This is a genomic window from Rhizobium sp. AC44/96 (genome assembly GCF_001692185.1).
Classification (GTDB): Bacteria; Pseudomonadota; Alphaproteobacteria; order Rhizobiales; family Rhizobiaceae; genus Rhizobium.
The window spans coordinates 56,785-74,668 of record NZ_LXKO01000037.1; the positions used below are offsets into that span (position 1 = coordinate 56,785).

Consider the following 17,884-nt stretch of genomic DNA (forward strand, 5'->3'; position numbering starts at 1 on the left):
CTAAACAATAGAGAAAGCCGGCCTTTGCGCCGGCTTTTTTCATTGAAACTCGAAGATGTTGCGGAACACGCCGGGGGCGATGATCGACAGCGGATTGACGACGAGGTTGGGCGCTTCCAGCTTTCCCGTCAGCTTGAAGGTGATGCCGATCAAGCCGCGATCCGTCCCGTTTCCGAGAATGATACCGATCAGCGGCAGTTCCGCAAACAGGCGGTTGAGACCGTAGGCAGGCATGAACGTCCCCGTCATGTCCATGTTACCCCGCTGATCGCGAAGCGTCCCCTGAAACACCGCGCCCACCTGATCACCACGCGCAACACCGTTCTCAACTCTGACAACACCGTCCTGGGAAAAGACACGTGCGAAACCGCGCTGGAAGCGCTGGGCCGTCGTATCGATGTCCCGCTTCACGGCGGAGTTCAGGCTTCGCTGCTCCTGCCCGACGGGCGTTGAGACGATCGAATGCAGGCGCTGTTCGTTGACGAGCGAAAAGCGCCTGACGTCGACGGAGCCCGCCCAGTCGCTGCCGGCACCGAGCCGGATCGCCACGTTCAGCAGGCCGCCCTTCATATGCTGATAAAGGTCGGCAAAGCGGGAAACGGCACCCGCGTCTCCGCTGGTGACATTGATCACGCCGCCATCACGGGTCTTGGCGACCACGGCCTCGCCACTGTTGGTCACGCCGGAAAGATTGAGCGATTGAACACGACTGCCTTGGGCGGAGTACGTTCCCTGCACACTCCGGAGCTTCTCATCGTTGAAACCGACGACGGCATCGAGGTTGGCGCGCAGCGAGACTGCTGTACTGCCCTTGTCGTCGGTGCCGTCGCGGCTTCCGGATTTCAGCCGGGCGATGATCGGGCGCAAATCCGCGCTGTTGCCGGACACGACAACATCCACGCTTCCCTTGGAGCGCTTCAGGGAAACGGCAAAATCGTCGAGCGACGACAGCCTGACGCTGTCGAAGTCCGCTTTGACAAGATTGCCCTTGTTGACAACGAGCGCACCGTTGGCGCCGAACCCATCCCCCTTCAGGGAAAAGTTCTTGATCTGCAGGTTGTCGTCGGGCCCGGACACCTCGAAGGTAGCGTTCGCGCCGATACCACTTCCTTTCGACCAGCCGATCCAGGGCAGATCCAGGCGCGCCTTCGAAAGGTCCATCGTCACAGCCTGCCGGTCACTATCGATCCGGCTGAGTTCAACGGTGATGCTGCCGTCGATAATATCCGAGACGCCAGGAAGCATCTTCTCCCGCTGGTCGTTATTCAGCGTCGCCGTAATGATCCGCTGCTGCTGGACATCGGATGATTTGTCGGTTGGTTCGGTCAAATCGATACTCGCCGGCACGCCGTCGACATTCCCCTTTCCAACCAAGCTCACCTGCTTCGGATCGGCAGTCAGCACGCCATCAAGGCTAGTGATCTTCCTGCCTGATATCGGCTTCATGACGTCGACGTTCTGCAGTTGCAGCGATGCCTTCCATACTGCCGGTGGCGGATTTTGCGAGGATATCAATCCAATCCGGGCCTGGACGGTCGCCGAGACCTTGCCCTTGAGGTCCTCAGGCACAAAGCCGGCGCGCTGCAGGACCTGGATAGGCTTGTAGGTCAGAAGCTCGCCGATAGCGTCGGCCGCGCCTGATACGGGGAGATTGATCTCGGCCATCAGCGGCTTGTCATAGGTCGACGGAAGAATGAAAGTTCCCTCACCCACATCAACGGAACGCCCGGATGGGAAGAACGACTTGCCGCTCTTGATAGAGATCGTGGCCCTCGGTCCGGCCAGATCGAAATGAGCGACGGTGTCGCGGATCGGCGGGATGTCTCCGGTCACGTTCATGCGTGTTCCGGCGATGTCGAAGGCAACCTGGATCTGCTTTTCATCCAGTTTCAATCCCTTGCCGATGGCTGCATCCAGACGGCCAAAGGGGATGAAAACGGAAATCGACGCATCGGTGACCGTACCGCCGAACAGATTGCGCTGCACCCAGTCACGCGCCTTCGGCGCCATCCAGAAAGGCCACAGCTGCTTGACGGCCGTCGTTTGCAGCTGCTGCGACTGGCCGACGAAACTGATCTCCGGTGACACGTCGCTGAAGCGTACATGCAATGAGCCGTAGAGCGAGCCAGCCGGGCTAGATGCTGTCATGTGGGGAAATTGCAGCTCTTTGGTAGCCACAAAGTATCGGCCGGTTGCCTGTATGTCGAAAGCGAGCGGTTGTTCGCCGGAAGCGACAGGCGCCGCCGTCCCGCCGCTCACCAGAAGATCGATCCCGAAGCCCTTGCCGGCGGCAGGGTCGATCTTGTCGAGGTCGATCAAGGCGCCGTTGAGCGGAACCGTAGTCCCTCCGAACTGCACCTGAGAATGCGCGATTTCCAACGTCTGCTTATCGAAGTCGTAGGTAAGATTGATGCGACCGCCGCTGAGCTCCTGATCGTCACCATCCATATAGAGCTGGCCCGGCTTGAGATCGATGGCCGCTGTGAGCGACGGCTTCGAGCTCTCAGCGTTTCGAACAGCCGAAACCGAAAGATCGGCAAACCCGTCGATACCCTGCCGGATCTGGCCGAGAGAATTGCGCTTCAGCGTGAATGGCGCGAGATCGGCGTTGGTAACCTTCCCCGTCAGGCTGGAGGTACGGCCATCGGATTTGTTGGTCTCAACGGCCAGGGTCGCTTTCTTACCGTTGATTGCGATCTCACCGTCGAGCTGCAGCGCACCCTGCTTGTTACGGGAGAATACAAGGCTATCGACCGCGATGGCCAATGGTCCGTTTGCCGTGTCGGCGAGCTTGATGTTGATCCCCTCGAGCTTCACGGAGCGCGTACCACCGCGCTCGACAAAGCTGTCTATGACGTCGAGCTGATCGAAAGCGGCTTCCATTGCCGAAGGAATCTCGTCAATGCGAAGATCTTCCAGTTTGAGCGGCTTGCCGGACGGCAGAAGCGCCGTGTCCAGCACGATATCGTCCGCCTCCACCTGCGCGATGGCAATGCGTCCACGAAGAAGCTGCAACGGGTCGAGCGCCATCCGCATCGCGCCTGTCGTCGAAAGATGCTGGCCGCTTTGCTCATCGATCATGTTGACGTTGCGGGCCTCTAGCGCCAGCCGCATGCCTGACGTGAAGCGAACGACCGTCGAGCCGACTTCGGCGCGATAGCGCGGGCCGATTGCCGAGTTCAGGGCGATCTGCGCTTGCCGCGATAGCGGTTCATCGAAGACGCCGCTTTCGACCGTGAAGAATATTGCGCCGAGAATGAAGATAAGCACACCGAGGCAGGCACCGGCCATGCCCGTCGTGCGGCGCATACGGGAGCGCTCCGTCGGGCAGTGCACGATGATTGGATCTTCGGCCCGCGCGGAGGGAAGTTCGTGCAGTGCGACGATATCTTTTTTGCGAAATGTAATCTTCTCGCCGCGGATCGCCGACATGCGCCTCGCCTAACTCCATAGCTTGTGATTGGACCAGACTGGCTGGACGCATGTTCGTCCAATATATATCTGGCAAATCACCTGTCATCCATAAACCCGGCAAAAGAAAGGTTTCCCCATGGCGGATCTCGGTATCGGTTCAAGCGCGCCTGAATTCGATCTCCCTCGTGACGGCGGCGGACGCATAAAGCTCTCCGATTTCAAAGGAAAACCGCTGGTTCTTTTCTTTTACCCGAAAGATGACACGTCGGGTTGCACCGCCGAATCGATTGCCTTCACGGCACTCGCGGAGCAGTTCGCAAAAGCCGGCGCCACAATTGTCGGAATGTCGCCTGATTCCGCCCAGTGCCACGATCGCTTCATCAAGAAGCACAACCTGTCTGTCATTCTCGCTGCCGACGAAGAGAAGACCACCCTCGAAGCCTACGGCGTCTGGAAAAAGAAAAGCATGTACGGCCGCATTTTCATGGGCGTGGAGCGCACCACCTTCCTGATCCGCGCAGACGGAACGATCGCCACCATCTGGCAAAAGGTCAAGGTTCCGGGACACGCAGAAGCCGTTCTGGCGGCGGTTAAGAGCCTTGCCGGATGAACACCGCAATTCCTTCGCTTCGCGGCGGCGCGATCCTCGCCATCCGCTCTCCCGATCTCGATCACAAGACGCAGCTGGCACAAGAGACGGCAACGCGCTGGTTCGCCCGCAGGCTGTCCCTGCGGTCTCCGCTTGATGCCGCCCTGCCCGACCGACCGGGACGGCCGGACAAGCCGGTACTCACGCCGCCTACGCAGGTCAAGAAGCGATCCATTCACACACTCAAGGGCCGGATCGCGCTCCTCCACGCCATCGCGCATATCGAGCTTAACGCCATCGACCTCGCGCTTGATATCGTTGCCAGATTTGCCACCGAGCCGGTGCCACACTCGTTCTTCGACGGGTGGATGCAGGTCGCCTACGAAGAGGCCAAGCATTTCAGAATGGTGCGTGCGCGGCTGAACGACCTTGCTGCGGACTATGGTGACGTGCCGGCCCATGATGGCTTATGGCAGGCCGCGCACGCGACCCGCAACGACTTGACGGCGCGCTTGGCCGTCGTACCGCTCATCCTGGAAGCACGCGGGTTGGACGTAACGCCCTCCCTGCAGGCCAAGATGCGCGAGACGGGAGACCTAGAAAGCGCCGCCGTTCTGGATGTGATCTACAACGACGAAAAAGGCCACGTCGCGATCGGCGCCAAATGGTTTCGCTTCCTGTGCGCGCGAGAAAAGCGCGATCCGTCGAAGACCTTCCACGATCTCGTCCGCGCTAATTTCCGCGGTCCGCTGAAGCCCCCGTTCAATGACATCGCCCGGGCAGAAGCGGGGCTGACGCCTTCATTTTATCGATCGCTCACCTCGACCAGTCACGCGTGATTGCGGGTAAAAATAAGGCATTTATTAACCTTAACAGTGTGTAGTCGAACCAATTGAGGCACGGACCGTCAACTGGGAGATTCTCCGTGACGCACGCACAGCAAAGTCGCGTATTCGGCAAGCGAAAACAGGAACATATCCTGATCCTCGCGAGCGGCGACCGAGTTCGGCACCTCACCGTAAGGCCCTGGATGGCAGGGCTTGCCTTCTGCTTCATCGGCGTATTCGCGATCGGCTACCTGCTTGCGACATCATACCTGGTTCTGCGTGATGACCTTATCGGAGCGACGATGGCGCGCCAGGCGCGCATGCAGCATGATTACGAAGACCGGATCGCCTCCCTGCGTGCCCAGGTCGATCGCGTCACGTCGCGCCAACTACTCGATCAACAGGTCGTAGAAGACAAGGTCGACAAACTGCTCGAACAGCAGATGGCGCTAACGTCGCGTCACGGCAAGCTGGGCTCGCTGTTCGATCGGGCAGAAAGCTCCGGTCTGAGCGAAAAGGGTGCGATCCCAGCGCAATCTTATGCGCCTGACCCCAAGGACAAGCGCGCAGCGCTTTCGGGTGCTGCACAGGCAATCGAAAGCCAGTTGGCCGGCAATGGCGAACCTACGGACGTTGTGCCTGACAACACCACACTTGCCTATGTTCCGGCGCGCGAAACCATGGGCGACCGTGCCGACCGTGTCTTCTCCAAGATGACACTCTCGCTGAAAGGGATCGAACAACAGCAGCGCGATCGGGTCGAGCAGTTGACCGCTAATGCCGGCGACGCGGCCAATGCGATCTCTCGTGTCCTGACCCGCTTCGGTATTCCGGTTCCAGCTGAAACCGCCAGCCTTGCGAAGCAGGATGACTCGGCGGTCGGAGGCCCCTATGTCGCGCCGGAGAGCGACGACGATTTCGACAATTCGCTGGCACAACTCGACGGTGCCCTGACCCGCCTCGAAACCATGCGCAGCACCGCCACGTCGCTGCCGTTCAGCAATCCGGCGATCGGCAAGGAGATCACCAGCCCCTTCGGCAACAGGCGCGATCCCTTCATTGGGCGCCTCGCCTTGCACTCCGGCATCGATTTTCGGTTTGCGCCGGGTGAAAAGGTTCGTCCGAGCGCTCCAGGCAAGGTGATCGCCGCGGGTTGGACCGGCGGCTACGGAAACATGGTCGAGGTCGACCACGGCAACGGCATCTCCACCCGATACGGTCATATGTCGGAAATTTTGGTCAAGATCGGCGATACCGTGGACCGCTCGGATGTCATCGGCCTTGCCGGCAGTACCGGCCGTTCGACCGGCACCCATCTGCACTATGAAGTTCGCCAGGACGGTCGTGCCGTCGATCCCATATACTTCATGAACGCCGGCATGAAACTTGCCAGCTATATAAAATAACCAATTGTACTAACCACACATTTACCCCTGCGCCTGGCGCAACGCCCCTATTCCTTGACTTCCTTACAGTTTCAGCCTATGTGGCGCTGCATTGCGGCATGCAATCACGCCGACTCAACCTGAGTGTGGCCGAACCGGAACGGAAACAGTTTTCCCTTTGACGACATTTGCTGATCTTGGCCTGAGCCAAAAAGTGCTTTCCGCTGTCACCGACGCGGGCTACACGACGCCAACCCCGATCCAGGCTGGCGCAATTCCGTTTGCGCTCCAGCGCCGCGATATCTGCGGCATCGCTCAGACGGGCACCGGCAAGACTGCATCCTTCGTTCTGCCGATGCTGTCGCTCCTGGAAAAAGGCCGCGCCCGCGCTCGCATGCCGCGTACGCTGATCCTCGAACCGACCCGCGAGCTTGCAGCCCAGGTCGCGGAAAACTTCGAGAAATACGGCAAGAACCACCGCCTGAACGTTGCGTTGCTGATCGGCGGCGTATCCTTCGAAGAGCAGGACCGCAAGCTGGAACGCGGCGCGGACGTTCTGATCTGCACTCCCGGCCGCCTGCTCGACCATTTCGAGCGCGGCAAGCTGCTGATGAGCGGCGTCGAAATTTTCGTCATCGACGAAGCGGACCGCATGCTCGACATGGGCTTCATTCCCGATATCGAGCGCATCGCCAAGATGATCCCGTTCACGCGCCAGACGCTGTTCTTCTCGGCCACGATGCCGCCGGAAATCCAGAAGCTGGCCGATCGCTTCCTGCAGAATCCGGAACGCGTCGAAGTAGCCAAGCCCGCTTCCGCATCCAAGACCATCACCCAGCGTTTCGTTGCATCTCACAGCAAGGATTACGAAAAGCGGGCGACTCTGCGCGACCTCGTCCGCTCGCAGGAAGAACTCAAGAACGCGATTATCTTCTGCAACCGCAAGAAGGACGTTGCCGACCTGTTCCGTTCGCTGGAGCGTCACGGCTTCTCCGTCGGTGCGTTGCACGGCGATATGGACCAGCGTTCGCGCACGACGATGCTGCAGAATTTCCGGGACGGTCAGCTTCAGCTTCTCGTCGCTTCCGACGTCGCCGCTCGTGGTCTCGACATCCCCGATGTCAGCCATGTCTTCAATTTCGATGTACCGATCCACTCAGAGGACTACGTGCATCGCATCGGCCGTACAGGCCGCGCAGGCCGTGCAGGCGCTGCTTTCACCATCGTCACCAGCCGTGAGCAGAAGCACACCGACGCGATCGAAAAGCTGATCGGCGAAAAGGTCGAGTGGCACAATGGCGATCTTTCCGCGTTGCCGCCGGCTGAGCCCAGCCGCGATGACGATCGCTCCCGCCGCAAGGGTCGTGAGCGGGATAAGGACCGTGGCCGCGGCAAGAGCCGTTCGGGTCATAAATCTGATATCGCCGTCGAGGATAATGACGTCGAGACGATCGAAGCAGCAGCACCAGCAAGGGTCGAAAGCGTGAAGCAAGAGCGCAAAGCAGAAAACAACAAGCCGCACAACAACGCGCGCAACAATCGTCCCTACCCGGCAAATGACGATAACCGCGAGCGTCGTCGCTACCGCGACCACGATGACGGACCGACGCCGGTCGGTTTCGGCGATGAAATCCCTGCCTTCATGCTGATCACGGCTAACGCCAAGATCTGATCTGCCATGGCTCATCCTGGTCTAGATTTCCCAGGCCTCGGCGTAGGCCTGGTGATTTTGCGTGACCGCAAGATCCTGCTCTACAAGCGAATGCGCGCACCGGAAGCCGGCCATTGGAGCATCGTCGGCGGCAAGGTCGACCATATGGAGCCCGCCGAGCTGGCTGCCCGACGCGAGGCAGAGGAAGAGACCGGCCTCGGCATCGGCCGCGTCGATCTGCTCGGCCCCACCGAACTGATCATCGAAGCCGAAGGACAGCACTGGATATCGCTGCTCTACATTGCAGCGGAGGTGGACGGCGAGCCACAGCTGACTGAACCGGACAAGCTGTCCGCATTCGGCTGGTTCACCCGGGACGACCTGCCCCAGCCGCTCTCAGCCTTCGCCCAGGCGGCGATTTCGCACCTCAGCACCGACCAGTTTCTTTAAGCGCGGTCTCCGCCCCCGACGCGCTACTCAGCGCGCAACGCCGCCTCGTAGGCAAGACGCACCCATTTCGCCATAAGATCAGGATCATCGTAGGCGTCCTCGGGGATGGACCAATAGGGCATCTTCACGGGATTTCCCTTCTTTCCCTCATAGGCCCATTGCGTCGCACCGGCAGCGGCAAACTCCGGCGCGCTCTTTTCGTCGGCCTTCAGCAGCATTTCGTCCCGAACTTCCACCGCGACGATGCGGCCGAGATGATAGATCCCCTTGCCGCCAAACATCCGCTTGATCGTCACAGGCCCCAACCCCTGAAACATCTCTTCGATTGCCGCTGCGTCCATTGCCTACTCCTTCAAAACACCGCCAGCCGCGACGACCGCTTCCGGCGTATCGACGTCCAGATGCGCATTGTTGCCGATCTCGACGTCGATCACCTGAATGCCAGCTGTTTCGATAATATGACGGGCGCCAACGTCACCTTCGAGCCTCAGGACGGCGTCATAAAGCTGCCGCGGCAGAATGACCGGATTTCCGCGCTTCCCGCCCGAGACTGCACGCACCACGGCCTGCCCCTTGGCCTGCCGGAAGGCGCCAATCAGTGTGTCGAGGTCCGCGGTCGATACGTCAGGCATATCGGCCAGCATCACCAGTATGCCATCGGCACTTCGCGCTGCATCGAACATGACGCCCGCGATCAGCGACGACGCCATGCCGGCGGCGAAATCAGGATTGTGAACGAATGTCAGATCCAGCCCGGAAAGTGCCGCCTCTATCTCGGCATGCCGATGTCCCGTGACCACGCTAACCGATGCGGCACCGCTCTCGATCGCGGCCAGCGCGCAGCGCCGCACCAGCGGGATCCCATTGAACTCGGCCAGCAGCTTGTGCGCACCGCCTGCTCCCATCCGGCTTGCCTGCCCCGCGGCGAGGATGGCGGCGGCGACATGAACGGCATCGCTCCGGTGATCATCCGTATCGCGCAGGCGCGGGCGCGATTCTATCTCCATCAGAAGCCCTCCCACGCCCATGCCGCTGATATCGAAGGCGCTCGGCTGTTCCCCGGCGAGAATGCGATCCAGCACCCAGTCGAAGCCATTTTCCCTTGGGCTGCGCGCGCAGCCGGGTGCGCCGATGACCGGAATATCCCCAAGCCGACCGAGGACAAGCAGGTTGCCGGGATCGACCGGCATACCAACTTGAATAACCTCTCCACCCGCACGTCGAATGGCCTCAGGGATCACATCATCCCCGTCGATGACGGCGGAAGCACCGAAGACGACAATCATCCGTGGCCCGCTCGTCGGTGCCTCGGCAGCCTTGCGGATCGCCGCGGCAACGGCCGTCACACCATGCGCGACGCGCTCCTCCCGCACGATGCGGCTACCGGAAGGCAGCAGCCGTCGGGACAGGATGCGGGCGGTCTTGTCCATCACCGACGGTTTCAGCGACGGCAACTCGGTCGCCACCAGCCACACCGAATGAGCGGCATACGGCTTGACCTCGAACACGGTGGCCGCTCGCAGAAACGCACATGCGGTCTCGACCTTTTCGCCGGGCACAGCCAGCGGAATGATCTTGAATGTCGCAACCATATCGTCTTTTCGCACCGGCACATGGTCAGCGAGACAAGCAAGGGTAATGCCCGGATCGACCCTGTTTACACGATCGATCGCGGATTTGTCGGCGACGAATAGGCCGTCGACGGTGGCATAGGCGTTGACGCGACCGGTCGCGGCCTCGGAAAAACGCAGATGGTCAGCTGAAATGGCGCCACCAAGCCGGCGCGCGGCCTCGTCCTCGCCAATATCGCCGGCATCGAGCCGGGCAGCGATCACCGAAGCGACGTTAGCCGCACGAAGCCTCTCGATATCGGCGCGCTGGAGCCGGTGTCCCTTGGGAAGACTGCCGTCCGCAAGCTTGACCGCATGCGCAAGCACCACATCTTCAGCCTCTTTGACAGGGAATTCGCCGAACTTCATGGCACGTCACCCTTCGGTGACGTCACGTCCCGCGACCGCAGCGACTGAACAATCTCGGCAAGAATGGCGACCGCGATTTCTGCCGGGCTCGCAGCACCGATGGCAAGCCCGATCGGGGCGTGGATCCGTGCGAGATCGGCGTCGCCCATTCCGCCATTGCGCAGCCGTTCCAGGCGCGCGGCGTGGGTCTTGCGGCTACCGAGCGCGCCGACGTAGAAGCAGCCGGCGCGCAGCGCCTCGACAATCGGCAGGTCATCAATCTTCGGATCATGCGTGACTGCAACGAGTGCCGTATACGCGTCGAGCGGCCGTTGCTGCAGCACATCGACAGGCCAGTCGGCGGTCAGGTCGACACCGGCAAAGCGCTCGGGCGTCGCAAATGCCGTCCTCGGATCGATGATCCTCACGTCGAAGCCCACAAGGCTCGCCATCTGCGCCAGGACCTGGCTGATATGAACCGCACCAATGATGACGATGTGGGCAGGCGGCAAGTGAACGTTGACGAAGTAACTTCGCCCCTCGAGCTCGACCAGACCCGACTTTCCGGAGCGAAAGGCAGCCTCGACCGCAGGGCGCAGCGCTGCCGCAACGTCGTCTCCTTCGAGCGCAATCGTATCGCCGCCGGTGGCCAGATCGGTAATCAGCGCAACCGCCCGTCGCGCGTGGCGAGCGTCATTCAGCCGCGCGAGGTTGCCAGCGTCCATCAATCCAGCCTTTCAACGTAAACCCGGATCCGGCCCCCGCAGGAAAGACCGACGCGCCACGCGGTTTCATCGGCGACACCAAAATCGAGTATCTTCGCCCGACCGTCCGCAATCACGTCAAGCGCGTCGGCAATGACCGCGCCTTCGACGCAGCCTCCGGACACGGATCCCTCGAAATTTCCGTCTCGGTCGATGACCAGATGGCTGCCGACCGGCCGGGGTGCCGAGCCCCAGGTTTCGATGACAGTCGCGATTGCAACGTCTCGCCCGTCGGCCTTCCATGCCTGCGCCGTCGCCAGCGGGTCGAGCCCCAGTGAAGCTTCCATCATGCACCGCCTTTCAGTCTCTCGAGATATCGTCGCGGATCATACATGCCTGGTCTCGCCCGTCCCAGTGCAGCGGCAAGGTCGGACAGCGATGAGAGATTATGGACCGGCCGAAACTCGTCAACATGAGGCAGCATCGCACGCACGCCGCGCGCACGTGGCTCGAAGCCATCGAAGCGCAGCAGCGGGTTGAGCCAGATCAGCCGCCGGCAGGATCGGTGCAGCCGGTCCATCTCCGTCCCAAGCAGTTCGGTTCCCTCGCGCTCCAGACCGTCCGTGATCAGCAGCACGACGGCTCCCTGCCCTAAAACGCGCCGCGCCCAGAGCCGATTGAACTCCTTCAGCGTCTCCCCGATGCGTGTCCCGCCGGACCAGTCCTTCACGGCGGCGGCGCATTCATCCATCGCCTCGTCGGGATCCTTGTGGCGCATCTGGCGGCTGACATTGGTAAGCCGGGTGCCGAAAAGGAATGTATGAACCCGCCGCCTCTTTTCCGTGAGCACATGAAGGAAGTGCAGGAATATCCGCGTATATTGGCTCATCGAGCCGGAAATATCCGCAAGCACCACGAGCGGAGGCTGGATCTCTTTGATCTGCCGGTAGCGCGGCAGGATCAGCGCACCACCATTGCGAAGCGCGCCGCGCATCGTGGCCCGGGGATCGACGTGAGCGTGGATGTGCGATGGCTTGAAGCGACGCGTTCTCACTCTGTCGACAGGCAGTTGAAGTCCTGCGAGCGCCTTTTTCGCCAAGGCAATCTCGGACGCCGACATCTGGGCAAAATCCATGCGTCGAAAGACTTCGCTGCCGGACATCGTGAACCGCGCATCGATCTCGATATCAGGCTCCTCGCGCGGAGGTTTTTTGTCTTCCCGCTCCCCGAGCAGCGCATCGGTGGCACGGCTCTCACCCGGCTTCGCCTTGTCCTTCGATCGTGTATCCGGCGCGCGGGGCGACATCATCGCGATCATCTTTTCGACGAGGTTGCGCGAGCGCCAGAACAGGCGAAACGCCTCGTCGAAGACCGGCTTGTCCTCATGCCGCTTCACGAAGACCGCAAAGAGTGCGGCATGGAACTCCTCGCGTGACCCCATTCCGATGACCTCCACGGCTTCGATGGCGTCCGCAATCGCGCCCGGACCGACCTTCAGCCCCGCCTTTCGCAACGTCCGGCCGAAATAGACGATGTTGTCGGCAAATCGTCCATCACCCGCGGCTTGCGGCGGGACGACAATGCCATCCGTTCCGTTTGCCGCCTGCATATCGCTACCCCGCCACGTGCAGCTCGTTCCTGATGTCTTCGAGCACTTTCGCGCCCTCGCCACCCTGGATCCTCGATATATCGTCCTGGTATTTCAGCAGCGTCCCGATCGTGTCGGAGATCGTTTCCGGATCGAGCGCCAACCGGTCGAGCTCGGTCAATGCCGTCGCCCAGTCGATTGTTTCGGCAACGCCGGGATTCTTGAACAGATCGAGCGTTCGCAACTTCTGCACATAGGCAACGATCTGACGTGACAGCGCCGCGTTGCAATCAGGCACCTTCCGGCTGATGATCTCCAGTTCCTGCGTCGCATCGGGATAGTCGACCCAGTGGTAGAGACAGCGCCGCTTCAGCGCATCATGCACCTCGCGCGTCCTGTTGGTGGTGATGATGACGATCGGCGGCTCGCTGGCCTTGATCGTCCCCAGCTCAGGGATTGTCACCTGGAAGTCCGAGAGAACCTCAAGCAGAAACGCCTCGAACGCCTCGTCCGTCCTGTCCAGCTCGTCGATTAGGAAGACGGGCGCCTTTCCCGGCTCGGATGAAAGCGCCTGCAACACCGGGCGCCGGATCAGATAGTGTTCGGAAAAGATGTCGGATTCGATCCTGTCCCGATCCGTCAGGCCCGACGCTTCGGCGAGCCGGATCTCGAGCATCTGTGCGGGGTAATTCCATTCATAAACGGCGGAGGAGACGTCGAGACCTTCGTAGCACTGCAACCGGATCAGCGGCCGGTCGAGCGCCTTGGCGAGTACTTTTGCGATCTCTGTCTTGCCGACACCCGCCTCGCCTTCAAGAAAGAGCGGCCGCTTCATCTTCAGGGCAAGAAAAATGACCGTCGCGAGCGATCGTCCCGCGAGATAGTCGTGATCGCCGAGCATCGAGATTGTCTCGTCGATCGATGACGGCAGCGGCCGGTGGGGTTGCGACATATCTCCTCCCTTTTTCAGGAAGTTATAGCGTGTGATAGTCGCGGTTCATATAGAGAAGCGCCGGTTTCGCATGGTCGAAACGAACGGCCATGACCTCGCCGAAGATGATATGATGCGTGGTCATTTCCTTGATTTCCGTCACCCGGCAATCGAACGACGCAAGCGCATCCTGCAAGACCGGAGCGCCGGTCACCAGCGTATCGAATACTCCCGTGGCGAAACGCTCGTCGTTGTCGAGTTGCGTGCGGCCGGAAAATGCATCGGCCAAAGCCTTGTGATGTGCACCCAGGGTGTTCAGCGCAAAAATACCGCTGCGGAAGAAGATCTCGTTCTTGGGATTGCTGTTGTTGAGGCAGACGAGAACGGTCGCGGGGCTATCCGACACGGAACAGGCCGCGGTGATGGTGACGCCACGGCGCATGTCGCCAACAGCGGTCGTCACAAGCTGCACATGACCGCCAAAGCGGCTCATCGCATCCCTGTAGAGGCGTGGATCGATTGGTTGCCTGTTCAACAAAAGCGTTCTCCATCCGGTGATACCGGCACGTATTCCCCTCTACTATGGGGGCGATCGGTTACCTTTTCTACAAACACCATGCGAAAAGGCGCCAAATTGTGCGTTTTTCTTTGACGATCCGTCGAGGACGGATAAAAGAGCAGAACAAACGGCAGGGGCGTGCGTCTTTTATGAATATCTTGCGTGGCTTAGGAATTCTTCCAGTGCTGCTTCTTGCAGCTGGAGAATGCCATGCAACGGGCGTTACCATTGGCGTGGTTGCGCCACAGGAAGGCAATTTTGCTTTGCTGGGCGCACAGATCTTCGCCGGTGCCAGCGCAAAGGCGCAGCAGGACGGCAATACGATCGTCAAGATCGGCGAGAGCTGCGAAGAAAACAGCGGTGCTGCCGTCGCGGATGCGCTCATAGCCGCAAAGGTACAGGTAGCCATCGGCTTCCTTTGCAGCGAGACCCTCGAAGGGGCGCTTCCCAAGCTGAAAGATGCCAACATTCCGGCAATAGCAGTGTCCGTCAGGTCCCGGATTCTGATGGAAGACGCGCTGAAAAATAGCTGGCCACTCTTCCGGATGGCCCCGCCCGACGGCGCCGAAGCCGCCAAGATCATCGAGGTGATCCTGAGAGACTGGTCATCCGCACCGATTGCCTTGATCGAAGATGGCACCATACACGGCCGAGAGTTGACCGAGGCAGTCCGCAACGCCCTTGAAGAAAAGGGCCTCAAGCCGGTTTTCACGGATACCTATCGCCCGGGCCAGGACCAGCAGATCGCCCTCGTTCGCCGTCTGAAAAAGGCCGGCGTAACGAAGGTCTTCGTCGGGGGCGACCGGAGCGATGTATCGATCATCGCGCGCGACGCCAAGGCCGAGAAGATCCAGCTCGACCTGCTGGGAGGCGACGCGATGCGGGCAGCGGACCAACCCCTTGCCCTTGCCGATGGCGTTTTTGCCGTAGCGCTGCCTGAATACGCGACGCGGCCCGGTGCCGAAGCCACCGTTGGTGCCTTGCGCACCGACGGTGTCGAGCCCGAGGGCTATGTGCTTCCCGCCTATGCCGCCGTCGAAATCGCGACCAAGGCCGTGCAGGATGCGGCGGCCGATGAGCGGCCCGTCGCCCAGCACCTTGGCGGCGTTTCTTTCGACACGGTCGTCGGTCCGATAACCTTCAACGCCGGGCATGAACTGGCGGACAATCCCTATCAATTGCTTCAATGGCGTTCCGGTGCATTCGTGCAGCCGAATGGGCAGAAGCAATAGCGGCGAGACCGCGCCAAAACTACAGATGGAGAGAGACCAATGACCCAGCCAATCCGCATAGCGCCATCCGTCCTCGCGGCTGACTTCGCCAAGCTTGGCCAGGAAGTTCGCGACGTCACGGCTGCTGGCGCCGACTGGATTCACCTCGATGTCATGGACGGTCACTTCGTTCCGAACATTTCCTTCGGTCCTGATGTCATCAAGTCGCTGCGCTCCTATACCGACGCGGTCTTCGATTGCCACCTGATGATCGCACCCGTCGATCCCTACCTCGAAGCCTTTGCCAAGGCGGGCTGCGACCGGATCACCGTTCACGCGGAAGCAGGCCCACATCTGCACCGTTCGCTGCAGACTGTTCGCAGCCTCGGCAAGAAGGTTGGGGTTACCATCAATCCGGCAACGCCGCTCTCGGCTATTGAAAATGTACTCGACGACATCGACCTGATCCTGATCATGTCCGTCAATCCTGGCTTCGGCGGCCAGAAGTTCATTCCTGCCATGGCCGACAAGATTGCTGCGGCAAAGTCACTGATCGGCGACAGGCCGATCGATCTTGAAGTCGATGGTGGGGTGACGGTCGAGACCGCACCCGTGATTGGCAAGGCGGGCGCGAACGTACTTGTCGCCGGATCGGCGATCTTCAAGGGCGGCTCGGTCGATGCATACAAGTCCGCGATCAGCGCCCTGCGCGCCGCGGCGGAAGGTCATTCCAAATGACAATGGCACGCCGTTGATCGCAGAGCGGCTCAAAGCAGCATGGCCGCCCTACCCTGACCTGTTCGCAGGCGCGGTTTTGTGGGCTATCCAAATGCTGGTCTCGGCCATGGCCGCGCTCTATCTGCGCAACGGACTGACGACGAGCCATGCTAGCGATCTCGCCATCATGTATTTCCTCGGCGCCTTGCTAGCCTGGCCGTTCATGATCCCTTTGGGTCGCTTCTTTGCTCATCGACGACCGCTCGAGACGCGTTTCGCTGCGTTCTTCGTGGTGCTTGCCACCGGCACGATCCTGATGACGGCATTTCTGTTCGCCATGGACTACCGAATGTTCTACTCGCGCTGGCACGCGCCGGCAGGGACGGTCACGTGGGCGTTCCAGTTTGTTTTCACCGGTGCGGCCGCAGTCTATCAGTTCGCGGTCCTCGGCTTGCGGCTATTCCTGCCGCTCGGACTCCTATGCCTGCTTGTCACTAGTTTCGCCCTTGCGAAACGCATGCGTTGAGATTGCCGCCCGTCTTTGCTACAGGGGCGCCAGCATTCCTTTATAACGAAAGCAGGAAGCCATGATCCCGCGCTACTCCCGGCCAGAAATGGTCGCCATCTGGTCGCCCGAAACCAAGTTTCGTATCTGGTTCGAGATTGAAGCACACGCCTGCGATGCGCTTGCCGAAATCGGCGTCATACCTAAATCCGCCGCCAAGACGATCTGGGAAAAAGGCGGCCAGGCAAACTTCGACGTCAACCGTATCGACGAAATCGAAGCCGTCACCAAGCACGACGTCATCGCCTTCCTGACGCACCTGGCAGAGTTCGTCGGCGCCGACAGCCGCTTCATCCACCAGGGCATGACCTCGTCGGACGTCCTCGACACAACGCTTAACATTCAGTTGGTGCGCGCAGCCGATCTTCTGCTTGCCGATATGGATCGCGTTCTCGCCGCGCTGAAGAAGCGTGCATTCGAACACAAGGACACCGTCCGCATCGGTCGCAGCCACGGCATCCATGCCGAGCCGACGACCATGGGCCTGACCTTCGCGCGTTTCTACGCCGAGATGGAGCGCAACCGCGCCCGTCTCGTCAACGCTCGTGCGGAAGTCGCCACAGGCGCCATTTCGGGTGCGGTCGGAACCTTCGCCAATATCGACCCGTCGGTCGAGGAGCATGTCTGCGCCCAGCTCGGCCTCGTTCCCGAACCCGTGTCGACGCAGGTCATCCCGCGCGACCGGCACGCGATGTTCTTCGCGACCCTCGGCGTCATCGCCTCGTCGATCGAAAATGTCGCGATCGAAATCCGCCACATGCAGCGCACCGAGGTTCTGGAAGCCGAAGAGTTCTTCTCTCCGGGCCAGAAAGGCTCTTCCGCCATGCCGCACAAGCGCAACCCTGTCCTGACCGAAAACCTGACCGGCCTCGCCCGTCTCGTCCGTATGTCGGTCACGCCGGCGCTCGAGAACGTCGCTCTTTGGCATGAGCGCGATATCAGCCACTCCAGTGTCGAGCGCGCCATCGGCCCCGACACGACGATTACCCTGGATTTCGCGCTGAACCGCCTCGCGGGCGTCATCGAAAAACTGGTGATCTATCCCGAGAACATGCTTGCCAACATGAACAAGTTCCGTGGCCTCGTGATGAGCCAGCGCGTGCTTCTGGCCCTTACCCAGGCCGGTACCTCGCGCGAGGACGCCTACCGTCTGGTCCAGCGCAACGCCATGAAGGTGTGGGAACAGGGCAAGGACTTCCTGGAAGAGCTGCTGGGTGACGCGGAAGTGCGCGCAGCTCTCTCCGAAGAGGAAATTCGCGAGAAGTTCGACCTCGGCTATCACACCAAGCACGTCGACACGATCTTCAAGCGCGTGTTCGGCAACGCCTGATCATC

17 protein-coding genes are annotated in these 17,884 nt (G+C 60.7%); 9 read left to right on the forward strand and 8 right to left on the reverse strand.

Annotation, left to right across the window (positions count from 1 at the left end; all coding sequences use genetic code 11):
- Positions 1-39: 39 nt before the first annotated feature.
- Positions 40-3,432, reverse strand: a complete 3,393-nt coding sequence (locus tag A6U87_RS24090) for a DUF3971 domain-containing protein (RefSeq protein WP_065693851.1) — start codon at positions 3,430-3,432, stop codon at positions 40-42.
- Positions 3,433-3,550: 118 nt separating this feature from the next.
- Here A6U87_RS24090 and A6U87_RS24095 point away from each other — a divergent pair, with 118 nt between their 5' ends.
- The 5 genes from A6U87_RS24095 to A6U87_RS24115 all read left to right on the forward strand — a co-directional run bounded on the left by A6U87_RS24095 (position 3,551) and on the right by A6U87_RS24115 (position 8,316).
- Positions 3,551-4,024, forward strand: coding sequence for a peroxiredoxin (locus A6U87_RS24095; protein WP_065693852.1), 474 nt, complete (start codon positions 3,551-3,553; stop codon positions 4,022-4,024).
- A complete protein-coding gene (locus tag A6U87_RS24100) occupies positions 4,021-4,842 on the forward strand; it encodes a ferritin-like domain-containing protein (protein WP_065693853.1) in 822 nt (273 codons plus the stop codon). Before A6U87_RS24095 ends, A6U87_RS24100 begins: the two co-directional genes overlap by 4 nt.
- A gap of 86 nt (positions 4,843-4,928) precedes the next feature.
- Positions 4,929-6,236 carry a M23 family metallopeptidase gene (locus tag A6U87_RS24105; RefSeq protein ID WP_065693854.1) on the forward strand — a complete coding sequence of 436 codons (1,308 nt, stop codon included), beginning with the start codon at positions 4,929-4,931 and terminating at the stop codon, positions 6,234-6,236.
- A 157-nt stretch (positions 6,237-6,393) separates the two neighbouring features.
- Positions 6,394-7,887 (forward strand): DEAD/DEAH box helicase, encoded by a 1,494-nt coding sequence (locus A6U87_RS24110; protein WP_065693855.1) that lies wholly within the window; start codon positions 6,394-6,396, stop codon positions 7,885-7,887.
- Positions 7,888-7,893: 6 nt separating this feature from the next.
- A complete protein-coding gene (locus A6U87_RS24115; RefSeq protein ID WP_065693856.1) occupies positions 7,894-8,316 on the forward strand; it encodes an NUDIX domain-containing protein in 423 nt (140 codons plus the stop codon).
- Between the two features lie 23 nt (positions 8,317-8,339).
- On the opposite strand, the gene A6U87_RS24120 is transcribed toward A6U87_RS24115, so the two are convergent.
- From A6U87_RS24120 to A6U87_RS24150, 7 genes are read right to left on the reverse strand one after another with little or no spacing between them, the layout of a single operon-like run.
- On the reverse strand, positions 8,340-8,657 hold the full coding sequence (locus tag A6U87_RS24120) for a TfoX/Sxy family protein (protein ID WP_065693857.1): 318 nt from the start codon (positions 8,655-8,657) through the stop codon (positions 8,340-8,342).
- Between the two features lie 3 nt (positions 8,658-8,660).
- Positions 8,661-10,295 (reverse strand): NTP transferase domain-containing protein, encoded by a 1,635-nt coding sequence (locus tag A6U87_RS24125; protein WP_065693858.1) that lies wholly within the window; start codon positions 10,293-10,295, stop codon positions 8,661-8,663.
- Positions 10,292-10,999, reverse strand: coding sequence for an XdhC family protein (locus A6U87_RS24130; RefSeq protein WP_065693859.1), 708 nt, complete (start codon positions 10,997-10,999; stop codon positions 10,292-10,294). The genes A6U87_RS24125 and A6U87_RS24130 overlap by 4 nt, the downstream gene beginning before the upstream one ends.
- A complete protein-coding gene (locus A6U87_RS24135; RefSeq protein WP_083199670.1) occupies positions 10,999-11,328 on the reverse strand; it encodes an XdhC family protein in 330 nt (109 codons plus the stop codon). The genes A6U87_RS24130 and A6U87_RS24135 overlap by 1 nt, the downstream gene beginning before the upstream one ends.
- Positions 11,325-12,587, reverse strand: coding sequence for a VWA domain-containing protein (locus A6U87_RS24140; protein WP_065693860.1), 1,263 nt, complete (start codon positions 12,585-12,587; stop codon positions 11,325-11,327). The genes A6U87_RS24135 and A6U87_RS24140 overlap by 4 nt, the downstream gene beginning before the upstream one ends.
- A 4-nt stretch (positions 12,588-12,591) precedes the next feature.
- On the reverse strand, positions 12,592-13,518 hold the full coding sequence (locus tag A6U87_RS24145; RefSeq protein WP_065693861.1) for a MoxR family ATPase: 927 nt from the start codon (positions 13,516-13,518) through the stop codon (positions 12,592-12,594).
- Between the two features lie 22 nt (positions 13,519-13,540).
- Positions 13,541-14,035: a flavin reductase gene (locus tag A6U87_RS24150; protein ID WP_065693862.1), complete on the reverse strand. Its 495-nt coding sequence runs from the start codon at positions 14,033-14,035 to the stop codon at positions 13,541-13,543.
- Between the two features lie 170 nt (positions 14,036-14,205).
- Between A6U87_RS24150 and A6U87_RS24155 the strand changes: the two genes are divergently transcribed.
- The 4 genes from A6U87_RS24155 (at position 14,206) to purB (ending at position 17,879) form a co-directional block, all read left to right on the forward strand.
- Complete coding sequence (locus A6U87_RS24155; RefSeq protein WP_065693863.1) at positions 14,206-15,288, forward strand: branched-chain amino acid ABC transporter substrate-binding protein; 1,083 nt, start codon at positions 14,206-14,208, stop codon at positions 15,286-15,288.
- A 39-nt stretch (positions 15,289-15,327) separates the two neighbouring features.
- Entirely contained in the window at positions 15,328-16,005 is a 678-nt protein-coding gene (rpe, locus tag A6U87_RS24160; RefSeq protein ID WP_065693864.1) for a ribulose-phosphate 3-epimerase, read from the forward strand.
- 13 nt (positions 16,006-16,018) lie between these two features.
- Complete coding sequence (locus A6U87_RS24165; RefSeq protein WP_065693865.1) at positions 16,019-16,510, forward strand: hypothetical protein; 492 nt, start codon at positions 16,019-16,021, stop codon at positions 16,508-16,510.
- A gap of 61 nt (positions 16,511-16,571) precedes the next feature.
- On the forward strand, positions 16,572-17,879 hold the full coding sequence (gene purB, locus A6U87_RS24170) for an adenylosuccinate lyase (protein ID WP_065693866.1): 1,308 nt from the start codon (positions 16,572-16,574) through the stop codon (positions 17,877-17,879).
- Positions 17,880-17,884: the final 5 nt, after the last annotated feature.